General features: G+C 63.8%; 17 protein-coding genes and 1 pseudogene. 13 read left to right on the top strand and 5 right to left on the bottom strand.

Features of this window, described 5'->3' with window-relative positions; translation table 11 throughout:
- The first annotated feature begins 102 nt into the window (after positions 1-102).
- From NKJ20_RS11205 to NKJ20_RS11185, 5 genes are all read left to right on the top strand, one after another.
- Positions 103-567 carry an endonuclease domain-containing protein gene (locus NKJ20_RS11205; RefSeq protein WP_352744059.1) on the top strand — a complete coding sequence of 155 codons (465 nt, stop codon included), beginning with the start codon at positions 103-105 and terminating at the stop codon, positions 565-567.
- 75 nt (positions 568-642) lie between these two features.
- On the top strand, positions 643-1,899 hold the full coding sequence (locus NKJ20_RS11200) for an FAD-binding protein (protein WP_352744044.1): 1,257 nt from the start codon (positions 643-645) through the stop codon (positions 1,897-1,899).
- A complete protein-coding gene (locus NKJ20_RS11195) occupies positions 1,896-2,279 on the top strand; it encodes a DUF4870 family protein (protein WP_352744042.1) in 384 nt (127 codons plus the stop codon). The genes NKJ20_RS11200 and NKJ20_RS11195 overlap by 4 nt, the downstream gene beginning before the upstream one ends.
- 68 nt (positions 2,280-2,347) lie before the next feature.
- Positions 2,348-3,649 (top strand): glycolate oxidase subunit GlcF, encoded by a 1,302-nt coding sequence (gene glcF, locus NKJ20_RS11190; RefSeq protein WP_352744040.1) that lies wholly within the window; start codon positions 2,348-2,350, stop codon positions 3,647-3,649.
- A 31-nt stretch (positions 3,650-3,680) separates the two neighbouring features.
- Complete coding sequence (locus NKJ20_RS11185; protein WP_352744039.1) at positions 3,681-4,688, top strand: hypothetical protein; 1,008 nt, start codon at positions 3,681-3,683, stop codon at positions 4,686-4,688.
- Positions 4,689-4,697: 9 nt separating this feature from the next.
- Here NKJ20_RS11185 and NKJ20_RS11180 read toward each other — a convergent pair whose 3' ends face one another.
- The gene (locus NKJ20_RS11180) at positions 4,698-5,618 is read right to left on the bottom strand and encodes a bifunctional 5,10-methylenetetrahydrofolate dehydrogenase/5,10-methenyltetrahydrofolate cyclohydrolase (protein ID WP_352457564.1); all 921 of its coding nucleotides are present in this window, start codon (positions 5,616-5,618) and stop codon (positions 4,698-4,700) included.
- Positions 5,619-5,879: 261 nt separating this feature from the next.
- A complete protein-coding gene (locus NKJ20_RS11175; RefSeq protein ID WP_352744038.1) occupies positions 5,880-6,614 on the bottom strand; it encodes a L,D-transpeptidase in 735 nt (244 codons plus the stop codon).
- A 222-nt stretch (positions 6,615-6,836) separates the two neighbouring features.
- Here NKJ20_RS11175 and NKJ20_RS11170 point away from each other — a divergent pair, with 222 nt between their 5' ends.
- Positions 6,837-7,472 (top strand): DNA-3-methyladenine glycosylase I, encoded by a 636-nt coding sequence (locus tag NKJ20_RS11170; RefSeq protein ID WP_352472682.1) that lies wholly within the window; start codon positions 6,837-6,839, stop codon positions 7,470-7,472.
- 4 nt (positions 7,473-7,476) lie between these two features.
- Here NKJ20_RS11170 and NKJ20_RS11165 read toward each other — a convergent pair whose 3' ends face one another.
- The gene (locus NKJ20_RS11165; protein ID WP_352744037.1) at positions 7,477-7,734 is read right to left on the bottom strand and encodes a hypothetical protein; all 258 of its coding nucleotides are present in this window, start codon (positions 7,732-7,734) and stop codon (positions 7,477-7,479) included.
- Between the two features lie 336 nt (positions 7,735-8,070).
- Here NKJ20_RS11165 and hisS point away from each other — a divergent pair, with 336 nt between their 5' ends.
- The 6 genes from hisS (at position 8,071) to NKJ20_RS11135 (ending at position 15,225) form a co-directional block, all read left to right on the top strand.
- Positions 8,071-9,630, top strand: a complete 1,560-nt coding sequence (hisS, locus tag NKJ20_RS11160; RefSeq protein ID WP_352457568.1) for a histidine--tRNA ligase — start codon at positions 8,071-8,073, stop codon at positions 9,628-9,630.
- A gap of 171 nt (positions 9,631-9,801) precedes the next feature.
- Positions 9,802-10,920, top strand: coding sequence for an ATP phosphoribosyltransferase regulatory subunit (locus tag NKJ20_RS11155; protein ID WP_352744036.1), 1,119 nt, complete (start codon positions 9,802-9,804; stop codon positions 10,918-10,920).
- Positions 10,917-11,618, top strand: a complete 702-nt coding sequence (hisG, locus tag NKJ20_RS11150) for an ATP phosphoribosyltransferase (RefSeq protein ID WP_352744035.1) — start codon at positions 10,917-10,919, stop codon at positions 11,616-11,618. The genes NKJ20_RS11155 and hisG overlap by 4 nt, the downstream gene beginning before the upstream one ends.
- A 407-nt stretch (positions 11,619-12,025) precedes the next feature.
- Positions 12,026-13,792, top strand: a complete 1,767-nt coding sequence (locus NKJ20_RS11145) for an AMP-binding protein (RefSeq protein WP_352744033.1) — start codon at positions 12,026-12,028, stop codon at positions 13,790-13,792.
- Between the two features lie 67 nt (positions 13,793-13,859).
- A complete protein-coding gene (locus NKJ20_RS11140; RefSeq protein ID WP_352450969.1) occupies positions 13,860-14,081 on the top strand; it encodes a cysteine rich repeat-containing protein in 222 nt (73 codons plus the stop codon).
- Between the two features lie 40 nt (positions 14,082-14,121).
- Positions 14,122-15,225 carry a calcium:cation antiporter gene (locus NKJ20_RS11135; protein WP_352744031.1) on the top strand — a complete coding sequence of 368 codons (1,104 nt, stop codon included), beginning with the start codon at positions 14,122-14,124 and terminating at the stop codon, positions 15,223-15,225.
- A gap of 573 nt (positions 15,226-15,798) precedes the next feature.
- On the opposite strand, the pseudogene NKJ20_RS11130 reads toward NKJ20_RS11135, so the two are convergent.
- Positions 15,799-16,878, bottom strand: a pseudogene (locus tag NKJ20_RS11130) (alkene reductase); the annotation flags it as partial.
- A 58-nt stretch (positions 16,879-16,936) separates the two neighbouring features.
- Positions 16,937-17,725 carry an SDR family NAD(P)-dependent oxidoreductase gene (locus tag NKJ20_RS11125; RefSeq protein ID WP_352744029.1) on the bottom strand — a complete coding sequence of 263 codons (789 nt, stop codon included), beginning with the start codon at positions 17,723-17,725 and terminating at the stop codon, positions 16,937-16,939.
- A gap of 110 nt (positions 17,726-17,835) precedes the next feature.
- On the opposite strand from NKJ20_RS11125, the gene NKJ20_RS11120 reads away from it, so the two are divergent.
- Positions 17,836-18,399 carry a TetR/AcrR family transcriptional regulator gene (locus NKJ20_RS11120; RefSeq protein ID WP_352744057.1) on the top strand — a complete coding sequence of 188 codons (564 nt, stop codon included), beginning with the start codon at positions 17,836-17,838 and terminating at the stop codon, positions 18,397-18,399.
- Positions 18,400-19,064 lie beyond the last annotated feature (665 nt).

Below are 19,064 nucleotides of genomic sequence, written 5' to 3'. Positions count from 1 at the left end.
AGAAGAATCATACAGCACACGCCGGCGGAATCCGACACGTCACAACCGAGTCAATCCGTCGCAGCAAGATGTGTATACGCCCTAGCGCAAAGCGGGGGAGAGGTGGCTCGGGCGAAGCCCGAGACGGAGAGGGGGACGACCGGTGCACCAAGCCGGCGTTCACCCGAAAAGGTCGCGCGCGCCCGCGAGCTTCGTCGAGGCGACAATCAGGCGGAAGCGACCCTCTGGAACGAGTTGAAGGCCAAGAGGCTGGGCGGATATAAATTCGTGCGTCAGATGCCGATTGGGCCGTATTTTGCAGACTTCGCCTGCCGAAGCGAAAGGCTGATCGTCGAGCTGGACGGAGGTCAACACGCCGAGAGTACTTACGACAGGCGACGCGACGAATTCATGCGCGGCAAAGGGTTCTCGGTGATCCGATTCTGGAGCGTCGACATGCTAACCAACCCGACGAGTATCTGCGAAACCATTCTTGCAGCACTGGAGGGACGGCTTGCGGAGGACGTAATCTCTGCCGACCTAAGGTTCGTTTTTGCAAGCAAGAACTCTAGAGGTGGCGCTCTATGATGGCCCCCTCTCCGCCTCGCTGCGCGAGGCACCTCTCCCCCGCTTCGCGAGGGCGAGGAACCAGGGCTCTGCCGCATGACCACCTTCACCCCGTCCACAGCCGCGGAAACTCTCTCCACCGTCGCTTGGGCAGCCGCAGAGGAATCCCCGCTCGAAATCCTCGGCCACGGCTCCAAGCGCGGTATCGGCCGGCCGCAGCAGAGTGAGCATACGCTCGACCTTTCGAAACTCTCCGGTGTCACGCTCTACGAGCCGGCCGAGCTGGTGCTGTCGGCGAAAGCCGGCACGCCGCTGGCCGAGATCGAAAACCTGCTTGCCGAAAACGGCCAGCAACTTGCCTTCGAACCGATGGATTACGGCCCGCTGCTCGGCGGTGAGCCAGCGCGAGGCACCATCGGCGGCGCACTCGCCGCGAACCTTTCCGGCCCGCGCCGGCTGAAGGTGGGTGCTGCGCGCGACCATATCCTCGGCATAGCGGCCGTTTCCGGGCGCGGCGAGGCCTTCAAGTCGGGCGGCCGCGTCGTCAAGAACGTCACCGGCTACGATCTGTCCAAGCTGATGGCCAACAGCTGGGGCACGCTGGCGGTGCTCACCGACGTCACCTTCAAGGTGCTGCCTGCTGCCGAGACCGAAGTCACGCTCGCCATCCGCGGCCTGCTCGACGATCACGCCGCCGCCGCCATGGCGCTGGCGCTGGGTTCCAGCGCCGAAGTGTCGAGTGCTGCCCATCTTCCCGAACGGGTCGCAGCTAGGGTCGCTGGCGGCAGTCTCGGCAGCGATGCCGCGACGCTGCTGCGCATCGAGGGCTTCGGCCCGTCGGTCGCTTACCGCATTGCCGCGCTGAAAGACCTGCTGAAAAACGCTGGGCCGCTGCAGGAGATTTCCGGTTCGGTCTCGTATTCTGTCTGGCGCGACATCCGCGACTGCGCGCCGTTCGCCGATGGCAGCGAAAGGCCGGTGTGGCGCGTCTCGATGGCGCCGTCGCGGGGCCACCAGATGGTGCTGGCGCTGCGCATGCAGGCCCCGGTCGATGCCTTCTACGATTGGCAGGGCGGGCTGATCTGGCTGCGCATGCAGCAGGACGATCCCGAGGCTGGCCTGTTGCGCGGCCTGATCAGAAGACACGGCGGCGGCCACGCGACGCTGGTGCGCGCAACTCCTTCGCACCGCGCCGCCGTGCCGGTGTTCGAACCGCAAGCGCCGCAACTGGCAGCACTGTCGGCGCGGCTGAAGGCCGAATTCGACCCAAAGAATATCCTCAATCCCGGCCGTATGGCGCCGGGCGCAAGCTCTGCTACTCTCGCGCCGGCAACCGAGGGAGGAGCACAATGAGCGATCCAGGCCAAAACGGTACGTCACGCCAGACCGACCGCTGGCTGGAGCCCGGCCCGACCAACGCGCTGGTCATCTACATCCTCTATCTCGCCGGCCTAGCCATCGGCGTCAGCGGTATTGTCGGCATCGTCCTGGCCTATATCAATCGCGGCAAGGCCGGCGGCTTCGTCGAGAGCCATTACACATTCCTGATCCGCACCTTCTGGATCGGCCTGCTCTATGCATTGATCTCGGTGGTGCTGATGGTCGTGGTGATCGGTGTCGTGCTGATGGTTGCCGTTGCCGTCTGGTTCATCGCTCGCTGCATTCTCGGCCTGCAGGCGCTGCAGCGCGGCGAGGCGGTCAAGAACCCGGAAAGCTGGTTTCTGGGATTATGAGTATGATCCCCAAAAGTGGGTACCGGCTTTGGGAAAAGATCATGCTCAAACAATAGGGATTCGTTTACGTGCAGACCAATTTCTCAGCTGCCCAGCTCGCCGATCCGCATGTCGCGGAATCGGAGAAGATCCTGCGCAAATGTGTGCATTGCGGCTTCTGCACCGCCACCTGCCCGACCTATGTGACGCTCGGCAACGAACTGGATTCGCCGCGCGGCCGGATTTATCTGATCAAGGACATGCTGGAAAACGGACGGCCGGCCGACAAGCAGATCGTCACCCATATCGACCGCTGCCTGTCCTGCCTCGCCTGCATGACCACCTGCCCGTCGGGCGTCAACTACATGCATCTGGTCGACCACGCCCGCGTCCATATTGAGGAGACCTACAAGCGTCCGCTGGCCGATCGCCTGACACGCGCCATGCTGGCCTTCGTGCTGCCCTATCCCTCGCGTTTCCGCGCGGCGCTCAAGCTGGCGAAGCTCGGCCAGCCATTCGCCGGCCTGTTTGAGAAAATCCAGGCATTGAAGCCTTTGGGCGCGATGTTGAAGCTGGCCCCGGCGTCGGTCCCGGAAGTCTCGCCGATGGCCTCGCCGGGCGTCCATGCCGGGCAGGGCGCGAAGAAAAATGGCCGCGTCGCCATCCTCACCGGCTGCGCGCAATCCGTGCTCGATCCCGGCATCAACGACACGACGATTTCGCTGCTGATCCGGCTTGGCGTTGAGGTCGTGGTGCCCGAGGGCGAGGGCTGCTGCGGCGCGCTGGTGCATCATATGGGGCGCGAGGACGCTGCCTTGGCGTCGGCCCGACGGAACGTCGACGCCTGGACGCGCGCCATCGAGCAGGGTGGACTCGACGCCATCGTCATCACCGCATCCGGGTGCGGCACCACCATCAAGGATTACGGCTTCATGCTGCGCCTCGATCCGGCCTATGCCGACAAGGCTGCGCGCGTCTCGGCGCTGGCCAGGGACATCACCGAATATCTGGCAAGCCTCGACCTGCCCGAGCCGGTCCGCAAGCCGGGCACCATCGTCGCCTATCACTCAGCCTGCTCGATGCAGCACGGCCAGAAGATCACCCGCCAGCCGAAGGAGCTTCTGGCCAGAGCCGGCTTCGTCGTGCGCGAGCCGCGCGAAGGGCATCTGTGCTGCGGTTCGGCCGGCACCTACAACATCCTGCAGCCCGGGATTTCGGCAACGCTACGCGACCGCAAGGTCAGGAATATCGAGGCGACCGGTGCCGAAATCGTCGCCACCGGCAATATCGGCTGCATCACCCAGATCGCCTCCGCCGCGAAGCTGCCGGTGGTGCACACGATAAAGCTGCTCGACTGGGCCTATGGCGGCGAGCCGCCAAAATTGGTTTGATTGCTGCGCACCCGCCGATGAGACTGCCGAGATGCCCAACCCAAAGTCCGAAGAGATTGGAACCGTCGTTCGGCTGCTGTCGGACAGATCGCCGGCGACGTTCCAGGCCAGCTATGGCGAATGCCAGACAATCATCGCTCGTCATCTCAAGGATGGGTCCGAATTCCTGTTTGCGCTCATAAAGGCAGCGGTAGAAGCCGACGTCCAGCAAGACAATCTGATTATCGACGCCGTTTCGTTTCTCGACGACGCGCATTTGGCTCGTCTGGCATTTTTCCTGCAAGAGGAAGTGAAACGCGGAATAGACATGGAGGATCTGCTGGCTCACGTCGCCTTGCAGGCGCCGGAATTGTTTCCAGACGGTACCTTGGGCGACATTCCCGATTTCGCAGACTGGCTGACGCATGATGATCCTCGTTCGCCGCCGGCATGTCATCATTTCAGCTTTGAGGAAGGCGCTCCGAGCGACATGTCTTTTCCGACGCATCGCTATCATCCTACCTGGCATCTGCCGGCGACTGGCAGGCAACTTACGGTCGGCGGCGAAGGATCGGCAGTGTGCCCGATCTGTCGAGAGCGACTGATACATCTGATTACGCTGGACGATCTTGGGAGTGAGCTGACGATGCCTCTTCCCAGACTCCGTATCGAGACCTGTGCGAATTCTCTCGAATCGACCTATTATTCCCACGACGCTGCCGGTGTGCCGACGCCGATCGCGCCTCTGCATTCGCCCTACATTGAGAGGCCTGCAAAAGCCGCCGAGAAAAGAACTGTTCGGTTGGCACGGACCCCTAAACGGTGGCTCAGGCAGTCGTACGGGATAAGCAATTCAAGGCAAAACCTGTTTCGGCTTGGTGGGCTGCCGTCATTGATTCAGGGACCGCAGTTTCCAGTCGTTCCCGGAACGGACCGGGAAATGAAATTTCTTCTTCAGTTCGATTCACTCGCCGGTTTCTTCTGGGGCAGCGGCGGCGTGCTCTACGTCTTTTGGGATGACGAGTCCCGGATCACCTGCCATGTGCCGCAATACACGTGACGAAAGCGCCTACTCCGCTGCCAGCCTGTCCGCTATGCCGTAGGTGGCCTGGTAGCGGGCGCGCTGGCGGCTGAGCGCTACCATCGTGTTGCGCAGCAGGATCGCCACGGTGATCGGGCCGACGCCGCCCGGCACCGGCGTGATCCACGACGCGACATGCCTGACGCTCTCGGCATCGACGTCGCCGACGATGCGGCTCTCGCCGTCCGGCCCGATTTCCGAATTGATGCCGATGTCGATGACGGCGGCGCCCGGCTTGACCATGTCGGCCTTGATCAGCCGCGGTTTGCCGACCGCGACGAACAGTGCGTCGGCGCGGCGTGCGTGTGCCGCCACCGAACGCGTCATGTGGTGACAGACGGTCACCGTCGCGCCTTCGCTCATCAAAAGGAACGCGATCGGCTTGCCGACGATCTCGGAATGGCCGACGACCACCACCTCGAGCCCCTTGAGGTCGAGGCCGGTTTCCCTGAGCAGTTCGACCGAAGCGGCGGCGGTGCAGGGCGCCAGGTCGAGCTGGTTGTAGACGATGTTGCCGATCGAGGCCGGATGCATGCCCTCGACATCCTTGAGCGGATGCACCGCCGCCTGCAGCGTCTTGATCGGAATGTGCACCGGCACCGGCCGCTGGATGATGATGCCGGTGACGCGCGGGTCGGCGTTAAGGCCGTGGATTGCCGCTTCCAGCTCGCCGGCGGTGATGTCGGCGCGAAAGCGCCTTTCCTCGAAGCCGATGCCGGCCAACCCGGCCTTGGCGCGCTGGTTGCGGACATAGACGTCGACCGCAGCGGTATCGCCGACGGTGACCGACACCAGCTTGGGCGGAAAGCCTTCGGCGGTGGCGATCGCCGCGTCCTCGCGCACGCCGGCGATGATGCGTTGGGCAACCGGGCCGCCCCTGAGATAGCGGCTGTCGTCGGAAAGGGACATCGGGATGGGGCCTTTATCTGGATTTTAGCCGCCACATAGCAAAGCAACCGCGAGAAGGCAGCGCGAAAAGCGAACCGCCATGCCGGTCGCGCGACGTGCCGGCAAAATCTTCCCGTCAATTCCTGCTGGCGGAAACAAAAAGGGCAGCACGGCTTGCCGCGCTGCCCTTTCGTGACTGGCCGCATCCCCACACGGCCCGTCCCCCGTTATTCAATGCTCCCGAGGCTTCTGAGCAGAATCATCGGTGAGGTCAACCGCAGATTACATCACTACAACCGTCGTGCCAACATTGACCCGCTCGTAAAGGTCGACCACGTCCTCGTTGCGCATGCGGATGCAGCCCGACGACACCGCGCCGCCGATCGTCCAGGGCTGATTGGTGCCGTGGATACGGTACTCGGTCGAGCCGAGATAGAGCGCGCGTGCGCCGAGCGGGTTTTCCATGCCGCCGGCGAGATAGGTCGGCAGATAACGGCCCTTGGCGGCTTCGCGGGCGATCATCACCGCCGGCGGCCGCCAATCCGGCCAGACGCGCTTGTTGGTGATCTTGTGGGTGCCGGACCATTCGAAGCCCGGCTTGCCGGTGCCGACGCCATAACGCCGCGCCTTACCGTTCTTCCCGACCAGATAGAGGAAATTCTCTCGCGTATCGATGACGATCGTGCCCGGCTTCTGCGGGCCGTCATAGGCGACTTCCTGCGGCAGATAGATCGGGTCGATCTGCGGCCGCATCACCATGCGCTTGGCCGGCGCCTGCACCGCTGCGGTGCGCAGCTGATCGGGTTCGGCCAGCCGCCGGTAGCGCCGTTGCGGCCGCGCCTCTTGCCGGCTCTGCCGCACGATGTCCGGCGCATGGCCGAGCTGCAGCACCCAGGGCGCCGAAAGATCTGGGCTGACCACCACCGGCGGCCTCTCGGCATAGCGGTCGTTGGCATTGGCGGCGCCGGCCGCAAGCACGGCCGCGGCGCCGAACAATGGGAACAAGAATGTCTTCATCGCAACGCACCTTGATCGTCGAACATGCCGGGGTGCAAAGCCTCCCCGATTTCGCCGACATTGGGCGCCAAGCGGCAACCGAAACATGAATCGGAATGCGTAAAATGCCGATCTGTTAGTAAAGCTTTTGGTGTGGTTACCGCCCGGTTCAGGAATCTGGTAAAGCCGCGGTAAAGGCCGCGTCAAAACGCGTTAACGCCAAGACACGAACGGAATTCCGCCATGGATGAAAAGACAGGTCTGCTTGCCGGTCCCGACGGCATCGCCCGCTGCTTCTGGCACGGCAATCTGCCGGATTATCTGCACTACCACGACCACGAATGGGGCCGGCCGGTCGCCGACGACCGCCGCCTGTTCGAAAAGATCTGCCTCGAAGGTTTTCAGTCGGGCCTGTCCTGGCTGACCATATTGCGCAAGCGCGACAATTTCCGCGAGGCGTTTGCCGGCTTCGATGTCGACAAGATCGCCGCCTTCACCGACGCCGATGTCGATCGCCTGCTCGGCAATGCCGGCATCATCCGCCATCGCGGCAAGATCGTCTCGACCATCAACAACGCCAAGCGCGCCCGCGAACTCATCGACGAGGCCGGCTCGCTGGCCGCCTGGTTCTGGAAGTTCGAGCCCGGCCCACACGAGCGGCCCGAGATCGTCGACCTCGCGCATTTGCGCGCCAATCCGACGACTGCCGTCTCGGTCCGCATTTCGAAAGAGCTGAAGAAGCGCGGCTGGAGCTTTGTCGGCCCGACCACCGTCTACGCCTTCATGCAGGCGATGGGGCTGGTCAACGACCATCTCGAGGGCTGCGTCTGCCGCGAGCCGGTCGAGGCGGAACGGAAAGCGTTCAAGCGGCCGAAATAGCGGCTCAGGCGCCGCCGGCGCCGGCGCCGGCGAGGAAAAACCCGGCAAGGATGGCCGCCAGCGCGGCGAACACCGGATAGATCACCAGCAGTCCGGTCATCAGCACGTCGCGCATCGTCGGTCCGCTGCGCTGTTGCGCCGCGATCTCGAACGGTCCGGCGATTTGCTTCGTATTCGGCGCATAACCATCGGCCGGCCGCAGCCGGACCGAGGCGTCGCGTGCGCGGCTATCGATGATGTCGAACTTCTGTAGCGTGGCCATGGCCCCGAACCCCTTGTTTCGGCGCGCTTATCGGCCCGGATTGTGTCGGCACGATGCCGCGCGCATGGCACAATTGTTTCAGCTTCTTTTTCGCCTTTCCTTCTCCCCTTGTGGGAGAAGGTGGATCGGCGCGCAGCGCCGAGCCGGATGAGGGGTGTTGGAAGAAACGAGACGTCGGCGTTCCTTGGAACACCCCTCATCCGACCGAGCTTCGCTCGGCCACCTTCTCCCACAAGGGGAGAAGGAGAGCCGCAAACCCTTGCCTTCTCCGGGCTGCATCGGTAGGACACGCCGACCCGAAATAAGTCACCGATTACTTAGCAAAGTACCCATCCCATGGCCGACAAATCCGAAAAGATGAAAGCGCGGCTGCCGCGCGGCTTTGTCGACCGCGGCGCCGACGATCTGCGCGCCGTCGAGAAGATGATGGCGACGATCCGCTCGGTCTTTGAGCTTTACGGTTTCGAGCCGGTCGACCAGCCGCTGATCGAATACACCGATGCGCTCGGCAAATTCCTGCCCGACCAGGACCGGCCGAACGAGGGCGTGTTCTCGTTCCAGGACGATGACGACCAGTGGCTGTCGCTGCGCTACGACCTGACCGCGCCAATGGCGCGCTTTGTCGCCGAGAATTTCGAGCGCCTGCCGAAACCCTATCGCAGCTATCGCTCCGGCTGGGTGTTCCGCAACGAGAAGCCCGGTCCCGGCCGCTTCCGCCAGTTCATGCAGTTCGACGCCGACACGGTAGGCACGCCGGGTGTCGCGGCCGATGCCGAAATGGCGATGATGATGGCCGACGTGATGGAGGCGCTCGGCATAAAGCGCGGTGATTACGTCGTCCGCGTCAACAACCGCAAAGTGCTCGACGGTGTGCTCGAGGCGATCGGCCTCGGCGGCGACGAGAACGCTGGCCGCCGGCTGCAGGTGCTGCGGGCGATCGACAAGCTGGACAAGCTGGGCGTCGAGGGCGTGCGCCTGCTTTTGGGCGCCGGGCGCAAGGACGAGAGCGGTGATTTTACCAAGGGCGCCGGGCTGGGTAACGCGCAAATCGATGTTGTGATCAGCTATTTCACGGTCATGGCGCAGCATGATCCCGAACAGATTGTCCAGACACTGGGATCTATCACCCCAGGGCTCAGCAATCTTGTCGAGGAAAGGAAACTCGAACATCTCGGCATCACGAACGCCTCGTTTGTCGAGGGTCTTGCAGAGTTGGAGCAGATAAGAACCATGGTCGCACAAAGCGGCTACGGTGAGGATCGCATCCGCATCGACCCCTCCGTCGTGCGTGGCCTCGAATATTACACCGGCCCGGTCTACGAGGCCGAGCTGCTGGCCGAAATCCCCAACGAGGACGGCCAGATCGTGCGCTTCGGCTCGGTTGGCGGCGGCGGACGTTATGACGGTCTCGTCTCGCGCTTTCGTGGCGAGCCGGTGCCGGCGACCGGTTTTTCCATCGGCGTCTCGCGGCTGATGACGGCGCTGAAGAACCTCGGCAAGCTCGATATTTCGGATGTCATCGCGCCGGTCGTCGTGCTGACCATGGACAAGGATACGGAAAGCCTCGGCCGCTACCAGAAGATGGTGGCCGAGCTGCGCGCCGCCGGCATCCGCTCGGAAATGTATCTCGGCGGCGCCGGCATGAAGGCGCAGCTGAAATATGCCGACCGCCGCGGCAGCCCGGTCGCCGTCATCCAGGGCGGCGACGAGCGCGCCAAGGGCGAGGTGCAGATCAAGGACCTGATCGAAGGCGCGAAGATGTCGGCCGAGATCGCCGACAACGCCGAATGGCGCGCCGCACGACCGGCGCAGGTGACCGTGGCGGAGAGTGAGCTGGTTGCCGAGGTGAAGAAGATACTGGCGGCGCAGGCCGAGGAGCGGGCGCGTGGCAAGTAGGGCGCCGCTTCCTTCTCCCCTTGCGGGAGAAGGTGGCCGAGCGAAGCTCGGTCGGATGAGGGGTGTTCCAGGGAACGCCGACGCCTCATTTCTTCCGGCACCCCTCATCCGTCTTGGCGCTTCGCGCCAATCCACCTTCTCCCACAGGGGGAGAAGGGAAGGGCGCCTGCCGTGACCTCGCGCCCCGCCATCGCATCCGACATCACCAGCCTCTTCGCCGCGCGCAACACCCACGCGGTCGAGGTCGCTGTGCTGCAGCCGGCCGATCCGTTCCTCGACATGGCCGGCGAGGATTTGCGGCGCCGCATCTTTCTCACCGAAAGCGAGACCGGGCAGACGCTTTGCCTGCGGCCGGAATTCACCATTCCGGTCTGCCTCGACCACATCGCCAGCCAGGCCGGCACGCCGCGCCGCTATTCCTATCTCGGCGAGGTGTTTCGCCAGCGCCGCGAGGGCGGCAACGAGTTCTTCCAGGCCGGCATCGAGGATCTCGGCGACCGCGACACAGCCGCGGCCGACGCCCGCTCGCTGGCCGATGCGCATGCGCTGCTGTCGCTGGTGCTGCCCGGCCGGGAGCTGGCGGTGACGCTCGGCGACCAGACCATCTTCGAGGCGGTGCTGGCAGCACTTGGCCTGCCGCGCGGCTGGCGCATGCGGCTGGCGCGCGCCTTCGGCTCGGCGCCGATGCTTGAGGCAGCCCTTGCCGACCTCGCCAATCCACCGCGCAACAGCCAGCTTGCCGGCGCGGCCGCCGCCCTTGTCCTCGACGGCGATCTTGACGGTCTTTCGGCGCATATCGCCGGCGGCATGGAAGAGGCCGGCCTGTCGGCAACGGCCGGGCGTTCGCCGTCCGAGATTGCGCGGCGCCTGATCGAGAAAGCCGAACTGCGCAGCGTACGGCTGTCGAACGAGGCATTCGCGGCACTAAAGAGTTTCCTGGCGATCGACGTGCCGCTCGACAGCGCCGCCGGAGCGCTCGAACGTTTTGCAGCCGATGCCGGGCTTTCACTGGGGGCTGCGCTGGAGAATTTCGCAGCCCGCGCCGCGGCCATCGCAAGCCTCGGCCTGCCGATGTCTGAAATCAGCTACGACGCCGCCTTCGGCCGGCCGCTCGATTACTACACCGGCCTGGTCTTCGAGATCGCGGCGCAGGATGGCGACCGGCCGCTCGCCGGTGGTGGCCGCTACGACCGGCTGCTGACGCTGCTCGGCGCCAAAACGCCGATCCCTGGCGTCGGTTTTTCCGTCTGGCTCGACCGCATCGAGGCGCTGCGGGAGACGGCGCCATGATCACGCTGGCGATCCCGTCGAAAGGCCGGCTCAAGGAGCAGGCGCTGCAGGTGCTGGCCAAGGCCGGGCTTGCCGTCAGCCTGCCCGGCGACGAGCGCAAATATCGCGCCCGCATCGACGGCCTTGACGGCGTCGAGATAGCGTTCCTGTCCGCCTCGGAGATATCAGGCGAGATCGGCCAGGGGTCGGTCGATCTCGGCATCACCGGCGAGGACCTTTTGCGCGAAAACCTTGCCGATTGCGAGGCGCGCGCCGAAATCATCGCCCGCCTCGGTTTCGGCAATGCCGATGTCGTCGTCGCCGTGCCCGACATCTGGCTCGATGTCGACACGATGGCCGACCTCGACGACGTCGCCGCCGATTTCCGCCAGCGCCACGGCCGCCGGCTCAGGATCGCCACCAAATACTGGCGCCTGACCCAGCAGTTCTTTTCGCAAAAGCACGGCATCCAGGTCTACCGCATCGTCGAAAGCCTCGGCGCCACCGAGGGTGCGCCGGCGGCCGGATTGGCCGATATCGTCGTCGACATCACCACCTCAGGTTCGACGCTGCGCGCCAACCATCTCAAGGTGCTGGCCGACGGCGTCATCCTGCGCTCGCAGGCCTGCCTCGTCGCGTCGAGGAAGATGCGTTCGGCGGCCGACGAGGCGACTTTGCGCGATATTGCGGCCAGGATGGCATCGGTGAATTCAGGCTGACGTCGCCAATCTCCCCCCTTGAGGGGGAGATGTCGCCGAAGGCGACAGAGGGGGTCGGTACGTCTTGACGCGACTCTCCTAACGGACAGAACAGGCAGGTGCTCCACGCGAGACGACCCCCTCTGGCCTGCCGGCCATCTCCCCCTCAAGGAGGGAGATTGGCAGCTTGGCCGCTGGCACCGACCTGACGCGATTTTCTTGACGTACAGCAATTTTGTTCTTGCTTTGTGCCGGCAGCTATGCTATTAATCTCGCTACGGTGCCAATTGGCCCCGAAGACCCGCCCGCCGAGGCGGGTTTTTTATTTTCGGCCCTTACAGGCGAGTTCCCACCCAGCCCCACCATGGACGGGATTTCCACCACCCCGCCGGGCTGATAGGCTCGGCTGGTCTGCGGAGGACACGGCGATGCCGATCAATCTCGACGAGTTGAAGAATGCCACCAGCCTGCGCTCCAAGCGCGATGGCGGCTCGTTCGTTGCGCCGGTCGACGGCACGGCGCATGTCTCGGGCGAGCGCAGCGTGCCGCTGCTCAACCTGACCATCCCGGCGCTGTTTGCCGATACGGTCGGCAAATACGGCACGCTCGATGCCGCCGTCTTCGTCGAGCAGGACAAGCGCTTCACCTGGGAAGAGCTGTCCGAGACTGTCGATGCGCTCGCCGCCGGTTTCCTGGCGCTCGGCCTCGAGAAAGGCGACCGCGTCGGCATCTGGTCGCCGAACCGCTGGGAATGGCTGGTGACGCAATTTGCCACCGCCCGCATCGGCCTGGTCCTGGTCAACATCAACCCGGCCTACCGGCTGGTCGAACTGGAGTATGCCTTGAACAAGGTCGGCTGCAAGGCGCTGGTCACCGCCGCCACATTCAAGAGCTCCGACTATCTCGGCATGATCGCGACGCTGGCGCCGGAGATCGCCAACGCTGCGCCGGGCAAGCTCGAGGCCAACAAGCTGCCGGCGCTGAAGACCGTCATCCGCATGGACGAGGAGAATTCTGCGGGCATGTTCAATTTCGCCGACGTGCTGGCGATGGCTGGCCGCGACGAGCATGACAAGCTCGACCGGATTTCAGCGGGGCTGAAACCGGACGACGCCATCAACATCCAGTTCACCAGCGGCACGACTGGCGCACCCAAGGGCGCGACGCTGACCCACAACAACATCGTCAACAACGGCAATTTCGTCACTTCGGCGATCCGGCTCACCGTCGACGACCTGCTGTGCATCCCGGTGCCGCTCTATCATTGCTTCGGCATGTCGATGGGCACGATGGGCTGCGTCACCAAGGGCGCGACCATGGTTTTCCCGAGCGAGGGGTTCGATGCGGGCGCCACCCTGAAGGCGGTGGCAACGGAACGCTGCACCGCGCTCTACGGCGTGCCGACCATGTTCGTCGGCCTGCTCGACCATCCGGAGTTCGCCTCCTTCGATCTCACCAGCCTGCGCACCGGCATCATGGCCGGCTCGCCATGCCCGATCGAGGTGATGAAGAAGGTGGTGTCGCTGATGCACATGGCAGAGGTGACCATCGCCTACGGCATGACCGAGACCAGCCCGGTCTCGTTCCAGAGCAGCGTCGACGACCCTCTGGAAAAGCGCGTCTCGACCGTCGGCCGCGTCCATCCGCATGTCGAGGTCAAGGCCATCGACGCCGAAGGTGCCACCGTCGCCGTCGGCGCGCCGGGCGAGCTCTGCACGCGCGGTTATTCCGTGATGAAGGGCTATTGGGACGATGAGCAGAAGACCCGCGAGGCCATCGACGCCGACGGCTGGATGCACACCGGCGACCTCGCCACCATCGATGCCGAGGGCTATTGCAACATCGTCGGCCGGGTCAAGGACATGGTCATCCGCGGCGGCGAGAACGTCTATCCGCGCGAGGTCGAGGAGTTCCTCTATCGCCACCCCAAGGTCAAGGAGGTGCAGGTGTTCGGCATTCCCGACCCGAAATACGGTGAGGAGCTGTGCGCCTGGATCGTGCTGAAGCCCGGCCAGATCACCACCGAGCAGGAGATCAAGGCCTTCTGCGCCGGCCAGATCGCCCATTTCAAGATCCCGCGCTACATCCGCTTCCGCACCGAATTGCCGATGACCGTGACCGGCAAGCCGCAGAAATTCCTGATGCGCCAGGCGATGGTCGACGAGCTGGGATTGGTGACGCAGAAGACGGCGTGAAAAGGCTTCCGTTTGTATCTACGCGTGACGGAGGCGTTGTTTGGGCAACATATTTGAGGGGTGTTCCATGCGGATTGGGTTAGGCGTGCTTTTCCTGGCAACTCAGCTGGCAGCCACCGCGGTGCTGGCGCAGACGGCGGCCGAGCGTGAGGCCTGCCAAGCGGATTACCAAAGATTGTGCAAGGGCGTGTTGCCGGGCGGTGGCCGCGTCGTCAAATGCCTGGCCGGTCACATGAGCGAGCTGACGCCCGAATGCAAGAAGGTCGTCAAGGCCAACACGCCCGGCTAGCGCGCGAGCTTCCTGCGGGTTGGAACGCAAAAGAATGACAATGAGCGGTTTCGCAAGATCGGCGGTTTCCTATGGCATGCCGTTGGCCGCGCTGGCGATGGCTGTCGCGGTCAGGGCCAGCGGGGTGTCGGTGGACGAAGGGTCGCTGGGCACCAGGATATTCATCGGCGCGCTGTCGAGCGCGATCATGTTCATCACCATTTTCGTGGTGCTCGACCACGCCGAGGCGGTGGCCAGGCGGGTGGGCGAGCCGTACGGCACGTTGGTGCTGACCATCGCGGTGACGGCAATCGAAGTGTCGATCATCGTTTCCATCATGCTGCATGGGGCCAACAACCCGACGCTTGCACGCGAATCCGTGTTCTCGACGGTGATGATCACCTCCACCGGCGTCGTCGGCATGTGTCTCACCTTTGGCGGCTGGCGCCATCGCAAGCAGGCGATCGTCCGCCAAGGCACCAGCGCCTATCTGGCGGTTCTGGTCGCGCTGACCGTCACGACGCTCATTCTGCCGACCTACACGCGAACCACCGATCCCGGCACGTTCTCGGCGGCTCAGCTTGGCTTCGTCAGCGTGCTTTCAGTGCTGCTGTATGCAGGTTTTCTGTTCGCGCAGACCGTCCGCCACCGCGACGATTTTATCGACGCACAAGCGCACGGCGCCGCAACGCGAACCGACGCCCACGAAAGCGTCACCGCCGGCGCTGTTCTCCTGCTGATCGGGCTGATCGGCATCGTCATGCTGGCCGAACAGGTCGCCGCCAGCGTCGAGGATGCGCTCGTCGCCTACCAGGTGCCGCAGGCCGACGCCATTGTCGGCGCGATGATCGCGGGCTTGGTCCTGATGCCGGAGGCCATTTCGGCGGTTCGCGCCGCACTCAGCAACGAGCTGCAACGCGGCCTGAACGTCGCCATGGGTTCGGCCTGTGCCACAATCGGCCTGACAATACCGGGCATAGCCGCCGCCAGCCTGCTGACCGGAAGAGGCCTGACCCTGGGGCTGCCGGCGACCGACACGGTGCTTTTGGTCCTGGCGCTTTTCATCTGCAATGTGAGTTTCAGCACGGAACGGACGACGTTCTTGACTGGCTTGGTCCATCTGGTGGTGTTTTTTACTTGGGTGTTTTTGATATTTGTGCCGTGAGGGGGTGGGGCGGATGGGCCAGGAAACCACTATCGACCGGTTTTCGAACGAGCGGTCATCCGTTTCCGCACCGAGTTGCGAAGTAGGCAAGCCGCAGAAGTTCCGGATGAGGCGATGGTCGAGAATTGAGAGTGGTGACAGCAAAGACGGCTTGAGGGGTGGGCGCCAATTTGTCTCCTTTGCGCCATGGGCGGACGCTTAGTATCGAGGCTTTGAACGTCTCGATCGGGCCGGAAGCGGACTTGCGGCTTGGAGGCTTGGAATGTGAGAAGCGCACGTTCAGGCGCCCCCATGCATCGACGCGATCTGACCCATTCACGACAGTCGAAATCACGGTGAATGGGTCCGCTTGCGCCTGTAAAGCGAGCGTACGACGTGCTACGAATCTCGCCTGGCTGGTCCTGGGCGGACCAGAGCAGCTAACGTCTATGCTATAGCCCTCCATGGCCCTCCTGAATCCCTGGGTTTGGACACCAGTTCGAGCGGAGCGCCAGAGAGATGCCCTGAGGCGCTGCTGTCACGTGGGATGGCTGCCTCGCAGGCGCCGCCCTCCGATAGCTCATGGGCGCTTGAGGCGGCGATCGCGGGATAGTCGGTATAGCCAGCGGAGCCGCCGCCATAGAGCGTCGCCGAGTTGAACTCCGTCAGCGGCGTGCGCGTCTTCAGCCGTTCCACAAGGTCGGGATTGGCGATGAACGGGCGCCCGAAGGCGAACAGATCCGCCTTGCCCTCGGCGAGCCGCGACGCCGCGAGTTCGAGGTCGTAGCCGTTATTGGCGATATAGGTATTGTTGAAGCGCCGGCGGAGCGATCCGAAGTCGAACGGCGCGACATCGCGCGATCCGCCCGTGGCGCCCTCGACGACATGGATATAGACGATGCCCAAAGCATCGAGTTGATCGACGATATAGTCGAACTGCGCCTGGGGGGCGCTGCTCGAGACGCCGTTGGCGGGCGAGACGGGCGAAATCCGGATGCCGGTGCGCTCTGCGCCGATCTCCTCGACCACCGCAGTCGCAACCTCCAGCATCAGCCGGGCGCGGTTCTCGACCGATCCGCCATAAGCATCCGTGCGGACATTGGCACCGTCCTTGGCGAACTGGTCCAGCAGATAGCCGTTGGCGCCATGAATCTCGACGCCATCGAAGCCGGCCTCAATGGCGTTCGCGGCTGCTTGCCGGAAATCGTTGACGATCCCCGCAAGCTCGTCGAGCGCCAGCGCGCGGGGCGCCGAAACCTCGACAAAGCCGTTGTTCACGAACGTCTTCGTCGCGGCCCGGATTGCCGAGGGCGCGACGGGCGCGGCGCCGTTCTCCTGCAGATCGACGTGCGAGACGCGGCCGACGTGCCAGAGCTGCAGGAAAATCCGCCCGTCCTTGGCGTGTACCGCGGTCGTGACCTTTCGCCAGCCGTCGATCTGAGCCTGAGAATAGATGCCGGGCGTGTCCTGGTAACCTTGTCCCTGCCGCGAGATCTGCGTGGCCTCGGAGATCAGCAGGCCGGCGGAGGCCCGCTGGCCGTAATACTCGGCGGCAAGATCGCCCGGAACGAAGCCCGGGCCAGCGCGATTGCGCGTGAGGGGCGCCATGACGATACGATTGGAGAGCGTCAGCGAGCCGAGAGAATAAGGCTCAAAAAGTGCTTTGTTGGTCATAGGTCACCTTGTTTGTCCCCGCCGCGACGAGGTCGTTATCAAATGGATTCGTTGGTGCTCAGGCGACCTTGCGGTACCGCTCGGCGGGATGTTCGTTCCGATAGTTCGGAAGCATGGCCTGGCGCGCGGCCTGAAGCGCGTCCCACTGCCCGGCATCGGGAAGCGGCGGGATGGTCACCGGTTCGCGGCGGTCGAAGCCGACCAGCGCCGCATCAACCAGATCGTCCACCTCCATCACGTTGGAAAGCGTGTTGATGTCGGCGCCGACGTGGTCCCAGATCTCCGTACGCGTCGTGGCGGGCAGCACGGCCTGGACGTAGACACCCTTCGGCGCGAGCTCGAGGCTGAGCCCCTGCGACAGAAACAGCACGAAGGCTTTGGTTGCGCCGTAGACCGTCATGCCGAACTCCGGCGCCAGGCCGACCACGGAGCCGATGTTGACGATCGACCCTTCGCCAGCTTTCGCAAGACGCGGGGCCATGGCGCTGGCAAGCCGCAGAAGTGCGGTCGTGTTGAGCGCAACCAGCCGTGCGACGTCATCGGTACTCTGCTCGATGAAGCTTCCGCCGATGGCTGTTCCGGCATTGTTGACTAGAATCCCGATGCGGGCGTCATCGCGCAGCCTCGTCTCTACCGTTGCAAGCTCGGCAGGCTGCGTAAGATCAGCCTGGATGATGTCGATCGCAACGCCAGTTTCCTGACGGAGCCGGGCTCCCAGTGCCTCCATTCGTGCCACGTCACGGGTAACCAGCACGAGGTCGTGTCCGCGGCGGGCGAACCGTTCGGCATAGGAAGCTCCGATGCCCGTGGAGGCGCCGGTGATGAGGACTGATGGAATGGTTGTCATGGCATTGCTCTTTTCTCTGATGGAACCTATATTCATGACTATCATCATGATTGCGGCTAAATATGATGGGCATCATGTAAATGTCAACGGGGCCGACGGAGAATTTTGAAATGAAGGTCAGTCGAGAGCAGATGGCGGAGAACCGTCACCGGATATTGGATGCGGCCAGCCGGCTGTTTCGCGAGAAGGGGTTCGACGCGGTCAGCGTGGCGGAAGTGATGAAGGCCGCCGGGCTCACCCATGGCGGCTTCTATGGTCATTTCAGTTCGAAGGACGACCTGATCGCGCAGACCCTTGCCCACGTCCTCGCCGCGGACTCAGGCGGAGGGGGCGATCTTCGCGCTTATGTAGGTTCCTATCTTTCGCCCCGGCATCGCGACAACTGCGCCGGCGGTTGCCCGACGGCGGGCCTCGCCGCAGCCATCCGCCATCAGACCCCGGCTGCACGCTCGGCCATGACGGAAGGCCTACGATCGCAGATCGACCGTATCGGCAAGGCGCTCCCGGAGTTGGATCCGGCAGACAGACGCCGCGAGGCGATCGGAAGCTGGGCAGCGATGGTGGGGGCAGTAATCCTCGCCCGGGCGATCGACGATCCCGCGCTCTCGGATGAAGTGCTTGAGCAGACGCGTGCCTGGGTCGATGCCGGGATCAGCCAAGTGTCTGCCAGCTAGGTGGTCTGCGGCAGGAGTGCTCTTGTCGAGAGCAATGCGGTATCGGCGTTGGTTGGGTGGCTATCTTGCAGAATATCGCATCGCAGCGTGCAATCAGCGGGATTCGCGGACCAAGAGCGTTTCGAACTTCCCTGTTCAGGCAACCATGCTGTCGCCCAATTTCCGCTAAACTGGCGAATGAAGCCGTTCAACGGCAGAACATCGAATGACCGCTCCTGGCGCAATTACGCCCTCAAGCGCGGTCGCCGGTGTTGTCCGCTGTAAGGCGGTGGCACAACTAACTTTAACGGCCGACCTTGGGGCGCGTTGCAGACCGGCAGCCTCGGGGCCGATAGCGGAATGGCGGCTTTAACGTTTGAAGAAGGATTGCGGACGTTCACCCCGACGGGACCAAGGTCTGCTCCCGGGTCTAGCCGTCCCGTCTCAATGGCGTCCCGGACCGCCAGGTGGATCTGCGTTGCCAGTGGCGGGGCAGCCACAGGGTGGACATTTCAGCCCACATGGAAAATGATCATGTTGCCATGCACAACACTGCAGTGCTCTGATCTCGACGAAAAGCCTGAGCGTAGAAGCGGATCAACCGACCTCCGGGTCCAGCGAGCGAGGACGCAAATGGACACCCCAGAGAATGGGCAATTGCATCGCGACGCGGGCGGGAGACCCTG

The sequence above is a fragment of the Mesorhizobium sp. M0185 genome, from assembly GCF_040322175.1.
GTDB lineage: Bacteria > Pseudomonadota > Alphaproteobacteria > Rhizobiales > Rhizobiaceae > Mesorhizobium.
Note: the sequence above shows the minus strand (reverse complement) of the source record. Positions and strands in the feature narration are given on the sequence as shown.